This window comes from Vibrio sp. R11-SG3-ISO9, assembly GCF_059834255.1.
The window spans coordinates 34,057-50,745 of the sequence record NZ_JCBDGU010000047.1; the positions used below are offsets into that span (position 1 = coordinate 34,057).

Sequence of the window (16,689 nt, forward strand, 5' to 3'; positions counted from 1 at the left end):
TTTTCAATTGGATTGTTGTGCAATAGATAGGTAATCACCATCTTAGGTCAACGCTGAGTGGCATATCGCTACCACACTGCTCACCACACATTTCGTCGTAAGCGCTGTTATGAATCAGGGTCGCTGACGTGATTGATTGGTCGTTGAAGTGATCACGCACTTGGTTAAGGCTCATAAACTTTTTCGGATGATGGTCACTGTCCATTACCAGTCTACGGTTATGGTCTGTGACTTGATAAGCAAGGTAGATGCCGCCTTCAAAAGATTCAATCAGTAGGTTCATAACACACTCCGATGTTTCGTTAAGAGGAAATCCTTGTCTGTTACGTTGAAATTTTGAGCAAAGTTCAGAGCGGGCACAAAAAAAGCAGACCGGAGTCTGCTTTCTTAATCATTCGATAATGTCGCTTATGCGATTAACGCATGGTAACGAACTCTTCCGAACCAGTAGGGTGGATGGCCACAACAGAGTCGAAGTCTGCTTTGGTTGCGCCCATCTTCATTGCTACGCCGAAGCCTTGAATCATCTCGTCAACAGTGAAACCGATGCCGTGTAGACCAACTACAGTTTCTTCTTCGCCAGCACATACTAGCTTCATCTTACAAGGTTGACGGTGTTTGGTTACTGCTGTGTACATTGCAGTGAAGCCAGACGTGTAAACCTTGATGTTGTCTTTGCCGTACTTCTCTTCAGCTTCTTGAGTCGTTAGACCAATGGTGCCGATTGGTGGGTGGCTGAATACAACAGTAGGAACAAGATCGTAGTCCATCTTCGCGTTGGTTTTACCGTTGAATAGGCGCTCAGAAAGCTGACGACCGGCTTTAACAGCTACTGGTGTTAGCTCGATACCACCTTCCATGATGTCACCTACACAGTAGATGCCAGGAACGTTAGTCGTTTGGTACTCGTCTACCTTGATGTAGCCGCGCTCGTTCGTTTCAACGCCCGTTGATGCTAGGTTAATTGCATCTGTCGCTGGGTGACGACCGATAGCCCAGATTAGGGTATCAACATTTTGGCTCTCACCGTTTTCTAGATGCAGAGTCAGGCTGCCATCCGCCTCTTTAACCACTTCTTTTGGTACAGAGTGAGTGTGTAGCGTTGGACCTTCGGCGTCCATCACCTCTACTAGCGTCTCGATGATCATTGGGTCAAAGCTACGTAGTGGAGACTCTTTACGGCAGAATAGATGTGTTTCTGTGCCTAGTGCGTGCAGAACGCCCGCAATCTCAACTGCGATGTAACCAGCGCCGATAACCGCAACGCGCTTTGGTTGCTCAGCTAGATCGAAGAAGCCGTTTGAATCAATGCCGTACTCAGCGCCTGGAATGTTTGGAATCGTAGGACGACCACCCACTGCGATCAGGATGTGATCTGCTGTGTAGTGTTCACCGTTCACTTCAACCGTTTTCTCGTCAACAAACTTAGCAAAGCCTTTAATTACGTTGACTTTGTTGTTGCCTAGAACACGATCGTAAGATTGGTGGATACGACCAATATAAGCTTGGCGGCTCTCAACCAGTTTGCTCCAGTCGAAGCCTTTTACATCTACATCGAAGCCGTAGTCTTCTGCGTATAGGTTCATCGCTTCTGCAACTTGAGCACCGTGCCACATTACCTTTTTAGGAACACAGCCAACGTTTACACATGTGCCGCCTAGGTCTTGTGCTTCGATAAGTGCAACCTTTGCGCCGTACATTGCTGCACGGTTTGCTGATGCGATACCGCCAGAACCACCGCCGATACAGATATAATCAAAATGAGTCGCCATTACTTTCTCCAAGAGCTTATTAATTTTGTTGATAACAATTACATTGGGGTGCGTCTGAGTGAACTCAACGCTATCAACATGAATTGTTACCTATCCTATGCTGCTATCATAAATCGAGTCTAGCAATTTACTAAATGGGAAAAAGTGACATTGCTTATGACAAATAGCGATGAGACCGCAACAAAGCGGAATAAGACATTACTCCGCTTTGTTGAAATGGATGAGAAGTTTAGCCACAGCAACTGCTTGAGCCACATCCGGTCTGAGCTTGCACGTCCTTGCCATCAGCGAGATAGGTGTTGGTTAGGTAGAAGTCGCTAAACAGCTTAACGAAATCTTCTGAAACGGTTTTTTCGACTAACCCTGACTCTAGAACGTTCTTCTGCCACGTCTGCATTTTTGGCAAACCACAGAAGAAGTCGTAGCCCGAGTGTGCCTTCACGATCGCTGCACGGTGCAGCAGAGGTAGCCACGCCATATCAACATTGCTCATCTCATCTGATTTGAAGAACTTGGTGTTACCGGACAGTTGATTTTCGGCTTTGTGGAACGCCTTAATCAGCTTCTCTGCACGCTCCTCAAACGTTGCTTGGTCCTTGCTACTCATGGTACCGCACTGTGCCAAGTAGTGTTTAGAACCTAGGTAGCTCCACGCACGGTCTAATGCGCGTTGTTCGTTAGTCACGCCTTGCTCTAGTGGACCGAACTCGTCTTCGATGTATTCGATAATCGCATCCGATTCGAATAACGCTGTGCCAGACTCGGTCACCATCACTGGTACTTGGCCGTTTGGCGAGATATCCAGGAACCATTGTGGTTTGTCTTTCAAGCTGATGTATTCAATCTCGTAAGGGATCTGTTTTGCTTCTAGCGCTGCAGTAACACGTTGAACAAATGGGCAAATTTTGAAGCTGATAACTTTAATCATGGGGTCTTTCTCACTCTAAGAATTGGTTTACCTACACCCTTAAGACGAAGGTCGGTGAGAAAAGACGAAGCTGAGACGAAAAAAGTTATCTTTTAATAAAGAAAAAGTGCAGCGAGAGGTTCGCTGCACTTTTATGTTTTTGATTCTATTTGAATAAATTCAAGATGATTTATTCAGGAACAATCCAGTCGACTTTCCAATGGCCAGTTGCTGGCGCAATCGCGTCTTTTAGGAACGGCAGAATCTCTTTCATCTGGCTTTCCAGTTTCCAAGGCGGGTTAATCACGATCATGCCCGAAGCTGTCATACCGCGTTCATTGGTGTCTGGAGATACGCCGAGTTCGATTTGCAGAATCTTGCGAATGCCAAGACCTTCTAGCCCTTCGATCATGTCTTCGATATCACAGCGGTTCACCACTGGGTACCAAATTGCGTAAATGCCCGTAGCCCAGCGTTTATGGCTTTGGAAGATGGCGTTTACGACGTCACGATACTCTTTCGCTAGCTCATAAGGTGGGTCGATCAGAACCAGACCACGACGCTCTTTTGGTGGCAGGCTGCCTTTTAGTCGCTTGAAGCCATCTTCTTTGTAGATAGACACTTGGCGATCGCGGTGGAACTCTTGCTCAAGCAGTGGGTGATCGGCTGGGTGAAGCTCTGTCAGTACCATACGATCTTGTTCACGCAGGTGAGCACGCGCAACACGCGGTGAACCTGGGTAGTAACGCAGCTTTTCACCGTTGTTGAGAGTGGCGATAGCGTCTAGGTAGCTTTGAATCTCTCCTGGAATCTGCTTTTGATCCCAAACTCTAGCGATGCCTTGTTTGTACTCGCCGGTCTTTTCTGACCATTCATGAGTTAAGTCGTAGCGACCAACACCAGAGTGGGTATCGTGATAGACAAAAGGTTTGTCCTTCTGCTTCAGTGAATTAAGAATAAGGCTTTGTACAATATGCTTAACCACATCGGCATGGTTACCCGCGTGGAAGCTGTGGCGATAACTTAACAAATTAAACTCTCGTAACACTCTCGCTATAGAGTGTGGTTGGTGTCGGTGGGTATTCTGTCTCCATTATATACCGCACTAGCCAAGAAATTCTTCCCAAAATGTGTGTGTCGTCGTGAGGGTGAACGGTTAGTTATTGGTTCTACTATTGAAATTTGCGGTTATGGACACTATTTAATAACTATTCGCATGTAATTATTAGCTAATTCAGCCCAATACTGTAAGACGACCCAATTACTTAAAGACGCAAGTCTCCAAGCCAAAGGAATGTTTATATGTCTAACCCGCTATTAACCTTCACGGACCTACCACCGTTTTCACAGATCACCCCTGCGCACGTTAAACCAGCGGTAGAGCAAGTGATTGAAGAGTGTCGCAATAAGATAGAACAAGTACTTGAAGGTAATACCTCACCAAGTTGGGATAACCTAGTGGCTCCAATTGAAGAGGTGGACGACCGCCTTAGCCGCATTTGGTCACCAGTGAGCCATATGAACTCAGTCGTGAACAGCGATGAACTGCGTGAAGCTTACGAGAGCTGCTTGCCGCTGCTTTCTGAGTACGGTACTTGGGTTGGTCAACACAAAGGCTTGTTTGAGGCATATAAAGCGATCAAGGCGAGCGACGAATTTGCATCACTGAGCCAAGCTCAGAAGAAAACCATTACCGATGCGCTACGCGATTTCGAACTGTCGGGCATTGGCCTACCAGCTGATGAGCAGCATCGTTACGGTGAGATCAGCAAGCGCATGTCTGAGCTGGGCTCGCAGTTCTCAAACAATGTACTTGATGCGACCATGGGTTGGAGCAAGCAGATCACTGACGTTGCAGAGCTTGCTGGCATGCCGGAATCTGCATTAGCTGCAGCGAAAGCCGCCGCAGAAGCGAAAGAACAAGAAGGCTACCTTCTTACACTAGATATTCCATCTTACCTGCCGGTGATGACCTACTGTGATAACCAAGCACTGCGCCAAGAGCTGTATGAAGCGTATGTGACTCGCGCATCAGACCGTGGTCCAAATGCAGGTACATGGGATAACAGCGAGATCATCACCGAGCAACTTAAGCTACGTCATGAAATCGCACGTATGCTTGGTTTTGGCACCTATAGTGAGAAATCTCTGGCAACCAAGATGGCAGAGACGCCTGATCAGGTACTGGGCTTTTTGAACGACCTAGCGGTGAAAGCAAAACCTCAAGGTGAGCGTGAAGTGGAAGAGCTACGCCAGTTCGCGGAAAAAGAGTTTGGTGTGTCTGAGCTGGAGCTTTGGGACATCGCTTACTACAGCGAAAAACAGAAGCAGCACCTATTTGAGATCTCGGATGAAGAGCTGCGCCCTTACTTCCCAGAGTCAAAAGCTGTCTCTGGTCTGTTTGAAGTACTCAGCCGTGTGTTTGGTATGACGGTAAAAGAGCGCGAAGGCGTAGATACTTGGCATGAGTCGGTGCGCTTCTTTGACATCTTTGATGCTAATGAAACCCTGCGTGGCAGCTTCTACCTAGACTTATACGCACGTGAGCACAAACGCGGTGGTGCGTGGATGGATGACTGTCGTGGTCGTCGTATTACTCAAGCTGGTGAACTGCAAACCCCAGTGGCTTACCTAACGTGTAACTTCAACAAGCCTGTGGGCGATAAGCCAGCGCTGTTTACCCATGATGAAGTGGTGACTCTGTTCCACGAATTTGGCCACGGTATTCACCACATGCTGACTCAAGTGGAAGCAGGTGCGGTTGCTGGTATCAACGGTGTGCCTTGGGATGCGGTTGAGCTACCAAGTCAGTTCCTAGAAAACTGGTGCTGGGAAGAAGAGGCGCTAGCCTTTATCTCGGGTCACTACGAGACCGGTGAAGCGCTACCAAAAGAGATGCTAGAGAAGATGCTAGCGGCGAAGAACTTCCAATCGGCGATGTTCATTCTGCGTCAGCTAGAGTTCGGTCTGTTCGACTTTACGCTTCACACCACGTATGACCCAGAAGTGGGCGCACGTGTACTTGAAACACTAGCAGATGTGAAGTCTAAGGTTGCGGTACTGCCAAGCCTAGAATGGAACCGTTTCTCTCACAGCTTTAGCCATATTTTTGCCGGTGGTTACAGTGCGGGTTACTACAGCTATCTTTGGGCTGAAGTATTGTCATCAGATGCATTCTCTGCATTTGAAGAGGAAGGTATCTTCAATACTGAAACGGGTAAACGCTTCCTAAACAACATCCTTGAGATGGGTGGCAGTGAAGAACCTATGGAGCTATTTAAGCGCTTCCGTGGTCGTGAGCCACAAATTGATGCGATGCTGCGTCACGCAGGTATCAGCGCTTAATATTGTGCTGGTCAGAATGTAAAAAGAGCCTCTTTGTGAGGCTCTTTTTGTATCTATACACCAACCTATTATGGGTTCACATTGCGATTGATTGGGTTTTGCAGCGAGATCAGCGTCTCGGTTGATTGCACTTCATCAATCGCCTGCAGTTTATCAATCAGCACGTATTGCAGCTCTTCAATGGATTTACACATCAGCTTTACAAAGATGTTGTAAGCGCCTGTGGTGTAGTAGGCCTCGACCACCTCATCGAGCGCGTTTAGTTTAGCAATCGCAGAATGGTAGTCTTTTGCGGCATTGAGGTTGATACCGATAAAGCAGCACACATCGTAGCCAAGCTTTTTGGTGTTCACCACCACCTCTGTACCTTCAATGACTTCTGCCGATTTCATCTTCTCTATGCGCACGTGAATCGTCGCAGGGCTGACATCGAATTGCTTCGCCATTTCAGCATAAGGGGTGCGAGCGTCTTCCATTAAGGTTTTAAGAATGGCGCGATCTAGATCATCAAGACGAGCGGTTGAAGTCGGCATGCAAACCTCGAGAATTGGTTGAAAGTTTAATAGCTAGAGTACACATCATAGCCAAGGGTGATAATATTAGCAGCAAGTATGTTGTTAGGGTGAGCTTAGTGCGATTTTCGTTATTTTTTATTCTTTTGATTTGGAGCTTTTGGGTTTCTGCTCAATCAAAAGATGTATTGGTTGTTCACTCCTACCACCAAGGCTTTTTCTGGACTGATAACTTTCAAAAAGGACTGGCCACAGAGCTTGACCGTGATGGCATTCCCTACCGAGTGGTTTACTTAGACAGTAAGCGTGCTCAAAGCGAAGAGTATTTCGATAAACTCTATCAGCTCTACCGTACTAAGCTTGCCAATGAAGAGTTCTCCGCTGTCGTAGTCAGTGACAACAACGCCCTCAATTTAATGAAACGACTCGCCCCAGAGCTCAATGGTACTCCGGTTGTGTTTGGTGGTATTAACAACTATTCACCCTCGATGACAGAAGGTCTCAATGCGACAGGGATAACCGAAGATATTGACCTCAATAGCAATGTCACTTTGATCCAGCGCTTACAGCCGATGGCGAACAAGATCTACATCGTTTCAGATTTCTCAGTCACGGGGGAAGCAGTTCGCGCACAGGTGGATCGCCATTTGGATCAGTATCCACAACACGCCTCTTTTATTGAACACTACCAACCTCGTTCGTATCGCGAATTGGTGAACTTCGCTCAGCAAGCTGATATGAGCAAAAGTTTACTGTTTTGGGTTTACTATCGAGATGAGAAAGGCAATATCAGCAATGACGATGACTGGCGTGAGCTGAACAAACTGACCAAAATGCCTATCTATATGGTGCATGATCTTGGCTTAGGTTTTGGGGCTATTGGTGGTGTGATTCAGAGTGGTCTGAGCCAAGGGCGTGAAACTGGACTCACTTTACGCCGTATACTTGCTAACCCTGCTCAAGAGTTACCACCAGTGGTTGAGGGCGCAGCGGAGATTAAGCTCGATTACCAGCAACTCAATCGCTGGGATCTTGGTGAATATAGCGACCTGTCGGCGACCTTTTACAATAAACCTCAACCTTTCTTTGAACGTTACCAAGATGAGATTCGCACTCTAGGTTTGTTGTTTTTAGCGATGGGCTGTGTGATCGTAACCTTGGTTTACTACCTGAATCGTCTAAAGAAGAGCGAGCGTGATAGCCGCAAGAGTCAGATTCTGCTGGAGTCTATCTTTGATCAGAGCTTACAGTTTATGGGCATTATCGATCGCGAAGGGGTTTTGCTCTCGAGCAACAGTAAGCTGCATGAGCTGTTCTATAACCAAGGTTATCAAGTCGGCACGCCTATCTATCAGCATCAGCACTGGGAAGACGCAGCGAGCGAGTCTCTTAAAATGTACTTCATGGAAGCACAGTCATACACGTCTCTGCGTTTCGAAGCCGAGGTGTGGTGCCGTGATAGAGGCGTACTGGTGCTCGATATCTCACTTAAGCCAATGCCGGATAGCGAATCCAGTGAGTTGCAATTCCTGTTTGAAGCACGTGATGTGACCTCGAGAAAGCTCGCTGAAAACAAGCTATTCCAACGTGAGGCGAACCTTAAGCTCTATTACGACAAGCAACCCGTAATGATGATTACGTTGGATGAAAACAACCGCATTCAGCAGGTCAACCAATTTGCTGAAGAGCTATTGGGTTACCCGTTAAGCGAGCTACTTGGTCATCGCCCGCGTGAGTTTTACGTCGACCGAAATGCCATGATTCCGCGTCAAATCCTCCTTCAACCTCAGCATAAGTCGCGTGGGGTATGGCGTCGTGATATCCAATATCGCCATGCTGATGGCAGTAAGATCTGGATTCGTGAAAACATTAGACCGCTGGTGGATTCAAATCAGCTGCTTATTGTTGGTGAAGACATCACCGAAACCCACGAACTGGCAGAGCAGTTAGAGTACCAAGCACGTTACGACTTATTGACTCATACCTTCAACCGCAACCACTTTGAGCAAGAACTGCAGAAGGCTTTGAAAGAGGTTGAAAGTCATATGCGCACTCACGCTATGTTGTTCCTCGACTTAGATCAATTGAAGGTGCTCAATGACACCGCAGGCCATGAAGCGGGTGATGCAGCGATTCTGTTCAGTGCCGGCTTGCTTGAGAACGTGCTGCCCTACAATGCGGTACTCGCACGTATGGGCGGAGATGAATTTGCGGTATTACTAAAAGACTGTACTGAGCGAGATGCGGTTAATGTGTGTCGCAGCATTATCGCAATGATGGGTGACAACGCCTTCCTTTGGGATGATATTCAACTCAACCTTACCTGCTCGATCGGTATTCGTTTGATTGACCATACGGCGGCTTCTCCACAGATGGTGCACGCTCAAGCGGATGCGGCCTGTCATGCAGCCAAAGAAGAGGGAAGAAATCGCTACAACCTTTACCATCAAGATGATGAAGATCTGCGTCGTCGTCATTTAGAGATGGAGTGTGTCAACTTGGTACACGAGGCACTGGCTCATGATCGTATCGAGCTGTTTGCCCAGCGAATCCTTGGCTTAGATAAACAGAGTGAGTTGATGCATTTTGAGATACTGGTGCGAATCAAGAATCACAATGGTGAGTATATCTCTCCGGGGATCTTTATGCCGGCATCTGAGCGCTACAATATCGCTCATCTGATTGACCGCCAGGTGGTGAGTCAAACTCTCGCTTGGTTGGAAGAGAACCATGGTGTGATTGATGAATTAGGGATGTGCTCTATTAACCTTTCTGGCCACTCAATGGGTAATCGCGAGTTTGTTGAGTTCTTGATTGATAGCCTAGAACAGTCTGCAGTGCCGTGCGACAAGATATGTTTAGAGATCACTGAGACTGCGGCGATGAGTAATATGAATCAGGCAATCGAGCTATTTACCCAATTGAAAGAGCTAGGTTGTATGATCGCTCTGGATGATTTTGGCTCAGGCTTGTCTTCGTTTGGCTACTTGAAGAAGCTACCGGTTGATATCGTGAAAATTGATGGCCTGTTTGTGCGTGATATTGATGTCAACGAAATGGATCATGTCATGGTACGCTCGATTAACGATCTCGCCAAACAAATGGGTAAATATACGGTAGCGGAGTTTGTTGAGAACACCCAGATCATCGATAAGCTCATCGAGCTTGGGGTCAACTACGCACAAGGCTACATTATCGGTCGTCCGAAGCCTTTGCCTGAGCTGGTGGAAGAGCTAAGACAAGAGCGTCTGGTCTAATACGCCTCGTATCGCCATATAGATAGTCATTTCAAGATTACGTATTTGTGAGGCAATCAGGTAAACTGGTTGCCTCAACTGTTTTGAATCATCGAGTCCTCTGGAGACAACCTTGCAACTACAACTGATTTGCGAAGACGCAAGCCAAATCGAACGCCTCAATGAGCTAGCAGCACGCTGGCACCTTTCTCATGACGAGAACAGTGTATTTGCCTTGGTGCTCACCAGCGAACGACTCGAACTACGCAAAGTCGATGAACCAAAACTTGGTGCAATCTTTGTCGACTTAGTGGGTGGTGCGGTAGGACACCGACGTAAGTTTGGTGGTGGTAAAGGCCAAGCTATTGCCAAGGCTGCTGGTCTGAACAAAGGTACGACGCCAACCATTCTTGATGGTACGGCTGGCCTAGGGCGTGATGCATTTGTATTGGCATCATTGGGTTGTAAAGTGCAGATGGTTGAGCGTCACCCTGTGGTTGCGGCTCTGCTTGATGACGGCCTGCAACGAGCTAAGCAAGATGCGGATATCGGTGCTTGGGTCAGTGAACGTATGAGTCTGATTCATGCCTCAAGCCATGATGCGCTAGATAAACTGAGCGCCGATCCTGAATTCGCTCAGCCGGATGTTGTTTATCTTGACCCTATGTATCCACACCCAGAGAACAAGAAAAAGTCAGCTCTGGTGAAAAAAGAGATGCGCGTGTTCCAATCTCTTGTTGGTGCCGACCTCGATGCGGATGGGTTATTACAGCCTGCTTTGAAGCTTGCCGCGAAACGTGTTGTGGTGAAAAGACCTGATTATGCGGCTTGGTTGGACGAGCAAAAACCGAGTATGGCGATTGAGACCAAAAAGAACCGTTTTGATGTGTACGTAAAAGCATCAATGACTTAGCGGAAGACAGAAAAATCGTTCCGTCAGAAATACGCTAAAACTGAATTTTTTGCTTGCGGTAGCCGTGTTAGAGATGTATATCTAACTAAGAATTATTATTATTCTTAGCTGGAGTTGTAGCATGGCTAAACGCTTTTGTAAGTTAAATCGTCGAGACATTACTGAACACCTAGGCGAAATTCACCGTTTGGTGAGTGAACCTAAATTTGTGTGCCGTTCGTGTGCTCGTTCGTCTGCCGATAAAGCGAATCTGTGTAAGCCCGCAGCGATTCCACCGGCGAGTTGCCAAAGCAAGCCAGATATCGAAAAGGTAGCTTGTGGTCTGCTTGCTGAAACACTGACCTCAGCGCCAGCTAATGCGCTTAGCCAAGAACCTCTAAACTTAGCTTCATCAGCTAAGAGCACCTCAAATAGTAAGTCGCAACTGGTGGTTAAGAAGATACAAGCTCAAAAGCTACAGGCTAAGAAAGCACAAGCGATTCAGGCAATGGATACGCAGTTATCACCTTCTTCTGAACTGCTGGATAAGAGCGAGCTAAAACGCGCGAAGAAAGTGGCGAAAAAGCAGAAGAAGTACAACAAAAAGCTGGCTAAGATGATCAAAAAGCAGCAAAAGCTGTACAAGAAAAGCCGCAAACTGCAGAGCCAGTTGGAGAGCATCAACCTGCAAGTTGATAGTGCTGCTTTACCATTGAATAGCGCCTCCAAAGTGAGTCATATTCATTAGTCCAACAGACATAAATAGAATTGAATTAAAAAGAGCGACCTCAGGTCGCTCTTTTGGGTTTTGGCAGTTAAGCTCGGCTAAGGCTCTGCTCGACACGCTTCTTAACCCAAGTCTCATTCACCCACAGTGACAACAAGATAATCCCGCCACCAATCGACAACCTTGTCAGGTCAACATCACGGTTCCAGATTAGGATATTCACCACCAAGCCCGCAGGCACCAGCGCATTGTTCATCACCGCAAGTGCACCCGCATTGACCATGCTTGCGCCCTTGTTCCAGAAGAAGTAGCCCAAACCAGAGGCGATTAAGCCAAGGTAGATCAAGATGCCCCACTGAGTGGACGTAGTCGGCAGCTTATCTGGATTGCCCAGTAGTAAGAAAGCGACCGATGCCACGCACAGCGCGCCCAAGTAAAAGTAACCAAAAATAGTATGCTGAGGCAGCTCAATCGACTCTTGTTCCATAATGGTTTTGTAGCCAACCTGACCAATGGCAAAACAGAGGTTCGCACCTTGAACAACAAGGAAGCCCATTAAGAAGTTGTCATTAACACCTGCGAACTTAATGAAAGCCGCACCCGCCACTGCGATCGCTGCAGTTACCAAGTACCAAGGCGAGAACTGACCTTTTAAGAAGTCATAAATCAGGGTGACGTATATCGGTGTGAAGACGGTGAATAACAGCACTTCTGGTACCGAAAGCAGCAAAAACGACTGATAGTAGAAGCAGTACATCAAGCCAAGCTGAATACCACCGATGGTCATCAACTTCGCGATCAGTTTTTTTGAAATGCCTCGGAATTTCAAGAAAGGAAGGAACACCAGTCCGGCAAGCGCAACACGCATCCAGACAGAAAACCATGAATCAACCTGACCCGCGAGATAAACCCCGATCAGGCTGAAAGAGAAGGCCCATAGAAGGGTAACACCAACTAAATAACGCATAACAATAATTCGTAGTGAAAGTATGCGCTTATGTTACCCAACTGTAACGAATTAGTCTTCTGAATCCCGCAATGGAATGACCAGCATATCGACTGGTGTAGCGTTGATCAGTTGACGAGTTGATGACAATAACTTGCTCCAAAAATCTTGATGGTGACCGCAAACCACGAGATCCACGTTGTACTCTTTGATGGTGTCACACAGTTCATGGCTGAGATCCCCGCTGCCCACTAAGGTATGGGTGATCGGGTACTGCGCGTGGTCAGCAAAATTGCTCAGCTGGATACGAGAAGCTTCCATAGCATTGTGTTGAGTTTCTGCCATGTTGATATCAATCAGCCCGGTATAGAGCTCTGCATAGTTGATATCGATGTGGATAAAAGAGACTTTGGCATCCAGCGGTTTCGCTAGTGCGACTGCTTTGTCTACGATCAGTTTGCTGTCGTCAGATAAATCGACGGCGACCAAAATATGTTTGTAACTCATACCGCTATCTCCTTACTCATTGTCTAACTAAAGATTAGCACTAAGGCCGGTGTTTTTTTGCTGAAGTGATCGCATATCCACCCTCTTGCGTAAAACCACAGCGAAACAACGGTTAACTAATAGCCTGCGAGATATTCATAAAATAGTGATATAGTAGGGAAAACGAAGGCGTAACTAGGAGACTTAAATGCTGTCTACAACTATGGTTGAACAACTGAATGAGCAAATTAATCTAGAATTTTTCTCATCCAATCTATACTTACAAATGAGTGCTTGGTGTGAAGACAAAGGATTTGAAGGAGCAGCAGAGTTTCTACGCGCTCATGCAGTGGAAGAAATGGAACATATGCAGCGTTTGTTCACTTATGTGAGTGAAACGGGTGCAATGCCTATTCTAGGTGCAATCGAAGCACCAAAGCATGAGTTTGAGAGCCTAGGTGCTGTTTTCCGCGAGACTTACGAACATGAGCAGATGATCACTGAGAAGATCAACAAGCTGGCTCACGTTGCTTTCAGTACACAAGATTACTCTACCTTTAACTTCCTACAGTGGTATGTCGCTGAGCAGCACGAGGAAGAGAAGCTATTCAAAGGTATTCTGGACAAGCTAGAACTTGTTGGTGAAGACGGTAAGGCCCTATTCTTCATTGATAAAGACCTAGCGCAATTGGCAAAAGATGGTTCATCTTCAATTATGGATGCTCCTGCAGCGGTATAAGCTGTAAGAAAAAGCTCTGATTGTCTTTTTCTTTTGAGCGTCCTGTGAGGGTGTAGGGAGGAAAGGATGATCAGTGGCGATACTATTCTATTTGCATTGATGGTTGTAACCTGCGTGAACTTGGCTCGCTATGTTACGGCACTCAGAAAACTCATCTATATCATGCGCGAGGCGCACCCGCTTTTGTATCAACAAGTCGATGGTGGTGGTTTCTTCACAACCCATGGCAACGTGACCAAGCAGGTGAGGCTATTCAGCTATATCAAGAGCAAAGAGTACCATCATCACCATGATCCGGTGTTTACCGGTAAGTGCGATAGAGTACGAGAGCTATTCATTTTATCGGTCTCTCTGTTGGGTGTAACGTTACTAGCGGCATTCTTGGTTTAAACCAGAGTGATGTAACATTAGAGTACCCAAAAGATGCGTGGCATTGCGCCCACTCTGAGCGCGATGTGAGCAATTGCAAAGTTAAAATTTGACGCTAGAATAGCGAGCAAAGAGTAAGGATGTGCTGATAACGCACATCCTTTTTTATTGGTAACGTCACTGGTATAGGAAGTACTGAGTGATGACTGGGTAAGATAAAGCAGAACACAATGAGTGAAAAATTTGATGTCATCGTAATTGGCGCAGGTGCCGCTGGCCTAATGTGTGCCGCTGAAGCGGGCAAACGAGGTCGACGCGTGCTAGTGGTCGATCATGCCAAAAAGCCAGGTCGAAAAATTCTGATCTCGGGTGGCGGTCGCTGCAATTTCACTAACTACGACGTATCTGCTAACAACTACCTATGTAATAACCGTCATTTCGTTAAATCAGCGCTTTCTCAGTACACCAACTGGGACTTCATCTCCATGGTGAGTAAATACGGTATTGAGTTTGAAGAGCGCGACCATGGACAGTTGTTCTGTGTGAATGACCATACGGCGAAAGATATCGTCAGCATGCTGCTCGCAGAGTGTGATGACGCTGGTGTTCAACAGCGCTACCGCTGTGATGTTCACTCGATAGAAAAAACCGAAGCAGGTTTTCAGCTGCACCTGAATACCGAGCAGGTTGAGTGTGAATCTTTGGTCGTTGCCACCGGTGGCTTGTCGATGCCGAAACTGGGTGCGACGCCATTTGGTTATAAGATCGCGGAACAGTTTGGTTTGTCTGTAATCCCAACGTGTGCCGGTCTGGTGCCTTTTACTCTGCATAAAGAGGATAAAGAGGATTTCGCTGAGCTATCTGGTATTGCGATCCCTGCAGAAATCACTGCGCAAGATGGCACTCTGTTCAAAGAAGCGCTGCTGTTTACCCATCGTGGTCTGTCGGGCCCTTCTGTTCTGCAAATCTCGTCTTTCTGGAAAGCAGGTCAAGCGGTTTCGATTAACCTAGTCCCTGAAGCGGATGTGGCTGAGCTGCTTGAGCGCTCACGCGAAAAACATCCAAATCAAAGCCTTAAGAATACGCTGGCGAAAGTACTACCAAAGCGCTTGGTTGAAGCTCTAATCGAGCGTGAAGAGCTGCAAGACAAGCCACTCAAGCAATTCAATGAAAAGCAACTGGCCGCGATTACAGAGCATCTAGAAAACTGGAAGATCGCGCCGAATGGCACTGAAGGCTACCGCACTGCTGAGGTCACGCTAGGTGGTGTCGATACCGATCATCTATCATCAAAAACCATGGAGTGTAAGACTGTATCAGGCTTGTACTTTGTTGGTGAAGTGATGGATGTTACCGGTTGGTTGGGGGGTTATAACTTCCAATGGTGTTGGAGTTCTGGTTTCGCAGCAGGGCAGTGGGTATAGCGGTCTAATAGCAAGATCCAACAGATACCTACCAACAAGTTGAAGTGATGGGCAAAGCCGATGGAAAGGTTTTTTGCTCATCTGTTTAGCTCCCATACTCTCTTCTTCTTTCTTCGAACAATAGGTTTCGGTCATCGAATAATCAGCGCAACCCATTATTTAATAATAAGTATTTCAATTTCTGGTGAGGGTTAATGTGAGACATTTGACTTAGAACAGACGAAATATGATTTAATATAGCGATAATGGCGTATATAATTTATTGAGTTAACAAACGGACGTAATAGGTATTGCTGAATGCAAATTAAGAAAATGGACGCACCGCTCGATATGCAAATAGGTGCTAGATTTGATACGAAAAATCATGGTTACGTCACCGTTATCGAATACTACAATACCCATACTGTTATCGTTGCGTTTGAAAATACAGGTAATATTCGTGCTATTACAGCTGCGAAGTTACGTAGTGGTCAATTATCAGATCGATCTGTCCCACCTCAATCCACATTAGTAGGCGAGACCATTCAATCTCCTAAGCACGGTATTCTAACGATTACAGCGGTAGAATCTGGAAATATCGTGGTAATGGCAAATAGAGAAGGTGAAGAAGTTCGCATGCTGCTTGCTGCAGTACAAAAAATGCGAGACCGTGAAGAAGAGGATATTTCTGATAAAGAACAACCTAAAATGCCAACTTCTTTAAGCGCTCTGACCAAAAGAAATAAAAAGACAAAAGACGTTAATAGCTTGCTTAAAAAAATGCTTACCGATTACGGGAAATAACCTCAATTTTAATACTGAACTCCTATCATATACTCAGATCACACTTTATATTTCATCTTATATTATTCCTCCGGTTTATATAAAATCACCTCTTCACTCTTAAGTGGTATCGACGATAAAATCGTCTTTTTCTTTATTTTAATGAGATCTGCATCACAAGGTCATTTTGGTTTTGTGATGGTGATCTATTCTGTTTTTGGGGCTTTTCGATACTATTCTTATCAACAAATAAACGGAGACAATATAGTTTCCTATTAAAACCCTACAGAGATTTATATTATGAAAAAGATTATGGTTGTGTGCGGAAATGGTCTTGGTACTTCTTTAATGATGGAGATGGCGGTTAAAGAAGTTGCGGGTAAAATTGGTTTGGAAGCTGAAGTTGATCATGAGGATTTATCTTCTGCAGCGTCAAGCACGGCTGATATTTGGGTAGCAGCAACGGATGTGGCAAATCAATTATCTGAAGCAGGTAAAACAAACATTGTAAGCCTAGCAAATATCTTTGATAAAGCTTCAATTGAAGAGCAACTAAAAACTTTCATGTAAGG

Annotated in this window: 15 protein-coding genes and 1 pseudogene; 9 read left to right on the forward strand and 7 right to left on the reverse strand. The window is 46.1% G+C overall.

Features of this window, described 5'->3' with window-relative positions; genetic code table 11:
* Positions 1 to 34 precede the first annotated feature (34 nt).
* From AC6R05_RS16985 to AC6R05_RS17000, 4 genes and pseudogenes are all read right to left on the reverse strand, one after another.
* A pseudogene (locus tag AC6R05_RS16985) lies at positions 35 to 292 on the reverse strand (DUF6482 family protein); the annotation flags it as partial.
* A gap of 124 nt (positions 293 to 416) precedes the next feature.
* Positions 417 to 1,772, reverse strand: coding sequence for a glutathione-disulfide reductase (gene gorA, locus AC6R05_RS16990; protein ID WP_500648098.1), 1,356 nt, complete (start codon positions 1,770 to 1,772; stop codon positions 417 to 419).
* Between the two features lie 229 nt (positions 1,773 to 2,001).
* Positions 2,002 to 2,700, reverse strand: a complete 699-nt coding sequence (locus AC6R05_RS16995) for a glutathione S-transferase family protein (protein ID WP_500648099.1) — start codon at positions 2,698 to 2,700, stop codon at positions 2,002 to 2,004.
* A 169-nt stretch (positions 2,701 to 2,869) separates the two neighbouring features.
* Positions 2,870 to 3,709 carry a 23S rRNA (adenine(2030)-N(6))-methyltransferase RlmJ gene (locus tag AC6R05_RS17000; RefSeq protein WP_500648100.1) on the reverse strand — a complete coding sequence of 280 codons (840 nt, stop codon included), beginning with the start codon at positions 3,707 to 3,709 and terminating at the stop codon, positions 2,870 to 2,872.
* A 272-nt stretch (positions 3,710 to 3,981) separates the two neighbouring features.
* On the opposite strand from AC6R05_RS17000, the gene prlC reads away from it, so the two are divergent.
* Positions 3,982 to 6,024: an oligopeptidase A gene (prlC, locus tag AC6R05_RS17005; RefSeq protein WP_152467933.1), complete on the forward strand. Its 2,043-nt coding sequence runs from the start codon at positions 3,982 to 3,984 to the stop codon at positions 6,022 to 6,024.
* A 68-nt stretch (positions 6,025 to 6,092) separates the two neighbouring features.
* Here the strand turns inward: prlC and asnC are convergent, their stop codons facing one another.
* Positions 6,093 to 6,557 carry a transcriptional regulator AsnC gene (gene asnC / locus AC6R05_RS17010; RefSeq protein WP_032551043.1) on the reverse strand — a complete coding sequence of 155 codons (465 nt, stop codon included), beginning with the start codon at positions 6,555 to 6,557 and terminating at the stop codon, positions 6,093 to 6,095.
* A gap of 98 nt (positions 6,558 to 6,655) precedes the next feature.
* On the opposite strand from asnC, the gene AC6R05_RS17015 reads away from it, so the two are divergent.
* The 3 genes from AC6R05_RS17015 to AC6R05_RS17025 all read left to right on the forward strand — a co-directional run bounded on the left by AC6R05_RS17015 (position 6,656) and on the right by AC6R05_RS17025 (position 11,412).
* The gene (locus AC6R05_RS17015) at positions 6,656 to 9,793 is read left to right on the forward strand and encodes an EAL domain-containing protein (protein WP_500648101.1); all 3,138 of its coding nucleotides are present in this window, start codon (positions 6,656 to 6,658) and stop codon (positions 9,791 to 9,793) included.
* A gap of 112 nt (positions 9,794 to 9,905) precedes the next feature.
* Entirely contained in the window at positions 9,906 to 10,685 is a 780-nt protein-coding gene (locus AC6R05_RS17020) for a class I SAM-dependent methyltransferase (RefSeq protein ID WP_500648102.1), read from the forward strand.
* 121 nt (positions 10,686 to 10,806) lie between these two features.
* On the forward strand, positions 10,807 to 11,412 hold the full coding sequence (locus AC6R05_RS17025) for a hypothetical protein (protein WP_500648103.1): 606 nt from the start codon (positions 10,807 to 10,809) through the stop codon (positions 11,410 to 11,412).
* A 67-nt stretch (positions 11,413 to 11,479) separates the two neighbouring features.
* Here the strand turns inward: AC6R05_RS17025 and AC6R05_RS17030 are convergent, their stop codons facing one another.
* Positions 11,480 to 12,358, reverse strand: coding sequence for a carboxylate/amino acid/amine transporter (locus AC6R05_RS17030; RefSeq protein ID WP_500648104.1), 879 nt, complete (start codon positions 12,356 to 12,358; stop codon positions 11,480 to 11,482).
* A gap of 51 nt (positions 12,359 to 12,409) precedes the next feature.
* Positions 12,410 to 12,844, reverse strand: a complete 435-nt coding sequence (gene uspA / locus AC6R05_RS17035; protein WP_032551048.1) for a universal stress protein UspA — start codon at positions 12,842 to 12,844, stop codon at positions 12,410 to 12,412.
* 187 nt (positions 12,845 to 13,031) lie between these two features.
* On the opposite strand from uspA, the gene ftnA reads away from it, so the two are divergent.
* From ftnA to AC6R05_RS17060, 5 genes are all read left to right on the forward strand, one after another.
* Positions 13,032 to 13,562, forward strand: coding sequence for a non-heme ferritin (ftnA, locus tag AC6R05_RS17040; RefSeq protein WP_032551049.1), 531 nt, complete (start codon positions 13,032 to 13,034; stop codon positions 13,560 to 13,562).
* Between the two features lie 66 nt (positions 13,563 to 13,628).
* Entirely contained in the window at positions 13,629 to 13,952 is a 324-nt protein-coding gene (uspB, locus tag AC6R05_RS17045) for a universal stress protein UspB (protein ID WP_032551050.1), read from the forward strand.
* 209 nt (positions 13,953 to 14,161) lie between these two features.
* On the forward strand, positions 14,162 to 15,355 hold the full coding sequence (locus AC6R05_RS17050) for a BaiN/RdsA family NAD(P)/FAD-dependent oxidoreductase (RefSeq protein WP_150870553.1): 1,194 nt from the start codon (positions 14,162 to 14,164) through the stop codon (positions 15,353 to 15,355).
* Between the two features lie 312 nt (positions 15,356 to 15,667).
* Positions 15,668 to 16,138 carry a hypothetical protein gene (locus AC6R05_RS17055; RefSeq protein ID WP_191907599.1) on the forward strand — a complete coding sequence of 157 codons (471 nt, stop codon included), beginning with the start codon at positions 15,668 to 15,670 and terminating at the stop codon, positions 16,136 to 16,138.
* Positions 16,139 to 16,417: 279 nt separating this feature from the next.
* The gene (locus AC6R05_RS17060; RefSeq protein WP_032551053.1) at positions 16,418 to 16,687 is read left to right on the forward strand and encodes a PTS sugar transporter subunit IIB; all 270 of its coding nucleotides are present in this window, start codon (positions 16,418 to 16,420) and stop codon (positions 16,685 to 16,687) included.
* The last annotated feature ends 2 nt before the right edge of the window (positions 16,688 to 16,689 follow it).